This window comes from Parendozoicomonas verongulae (assembly GCF_009711465.1).
Lineage (GTDB): Bacteria > Pseudomonadota > Gammaproteobacteria > Pseudomonadales > Endozoicomonadaceae > Sansalvadorimonas > Sansalvadorimonas verongulae.
This window is the reverse complement of sequence record NZ_SMME01000582.1, coordinates 1-1,628: the sequence shown is the minus strand read 5'-3', so window position 1 is coordinate 1,628 and position 1,628 is coordinate 1. Positions and strand designations below refer to the sequence as shown.

The 1,628-nt window shown below is 53.8% G+C and carries 1 rRNA gene; it reads right to left on the bottom strand.

Annotated elements, in window-relative coordinates:
* Positions 1 to 1,628, bottom strand: a 23S ribosomal RNA gene (locus E1189_RS01645); the annotation flags it as partial.

Below are 1,628 nucleotides of genomic sequence, written 5' to 3'. Positions count from 1 at the left end.
GGGCCCAGGGAAGTCTCATCTTGAAGGGGGCTTCCCGCTTAGATGCTTTCAGCGGTTATCCCGTCCGAACTTAGCTACCGGGCAATGCGTCTGGCGACACAACCCGAACACCAGTGGTTCGTCCACTCCGGTCCTCTCGTACTAGGAGCAGCTCTTCTCAAACTTCCAACGTCCACGGCAGATAGGGACCGAACTGTCTCACGACGTTCTAAACCCAGCTCGCGTACCACTTTAAATGGCGAACAGCCATACCCTTGGGACCGGCTTCAGCCCCAGGATGTGATGAGCCGACATCGAGGTGCCAAACACCGCCGTCGATGTGAACTCTTGGGCGGTATCAGCCTGTTATCCCCGGAGTACCTTTTATCCGTTGAGCGATGGCCCTTCCATACAGAACCACCGGATCACTATGACCTACTTTCGTACCTGCTCGAGTTGTAGCTCTCGCAGTCAAGCTGGCTTGTACCATTATACTAACCGCACGATGTCCGACCGTGCTTAGCCAACCTTCGTACTCCTCCGTTACTCTTTGGGAGGAGACCGCCCCAGTCAAACTACCCACCACACACTGTCCTCACGCCAGATCATGGCGCGGAGTTAGAACCCCAATGTAATCAGGCTGGTATTTCAAGATTGGCTCCACCGAAACTGGCGTTCCGGTTTCAAAGCCTCCCAGCTATCCTACACAAATTACATCAAGGTCCAGTGTGAAGCTGTAGTAAAGGTTCACGGGGTCTTTCCGTCTAGCCGCGGATACACAGCATCTTCACTGCGATTTCAATTTCACTGAGTCTCGGGTGGAGACAGCGTGGCCATCGTTACGCCATTCGTGCAGGTCGGAACTTACCCGACAAGGAATTTCGCTACCTTAGGACCGTTATAGTTACGGCCGCCGTTTACCGGGGCTTCGATCAAGAGCTTCTCCCTTCTGCAAGAGAAAGGATAACCCCATCAATTAACCTTCCGGCACCGGGCAGGCGTCACACCGTATACGTCCACTTTCGTGTTGGCACAGTGCTATGTTTTTAATAAACAGTCGCAGCCACCTGGTTACTTCGACCAGCCTCAGCTTACGGAGCAAGTCCGATCACCAAAGCCGGCGTACCTTCTCCCGAAGTTACGGTACCATTTTGCCTAGTTCCTTCACCCGAGTTCTCTCAAGCGCCTTGGTATTCTCTACCTGACCACCTGTGTCGGTTTGGGGTACGGTTCGTTGTGACCTGACGCTTAGAAGGTTTTCCTGGAAGCCTGGCATCAACCACTTCGTCCAAAAGAGGACTCGTCATCAGCTCTCGGCCTTGAGGAACCGGATTTGCCTGATTCCTCAGCCTACCACCTTAAACAGGGACAACCATCGCCCTGCTGGCCTAGCCTTCTCCGTCACTCCATCGCAGTCACAACAAGTACAGGAATATTAACCTGTTTCCCATCGATTACAGCTTTCGCTCTCACCTTAGGGGCCGACTCACTCTGCGCCGATTAGCGTTGCGCAGAAACCCTTGGTCTTCCGGCGGGGGAGCCTCTCACTCCCCTTATCGTTACTCATGTCAGCATTCGCACTTGTGATACCTCCAGCAGGCTTCTCAACCCACCTTCAACGGCTTACACAACGCTCCCCTACCACCAGT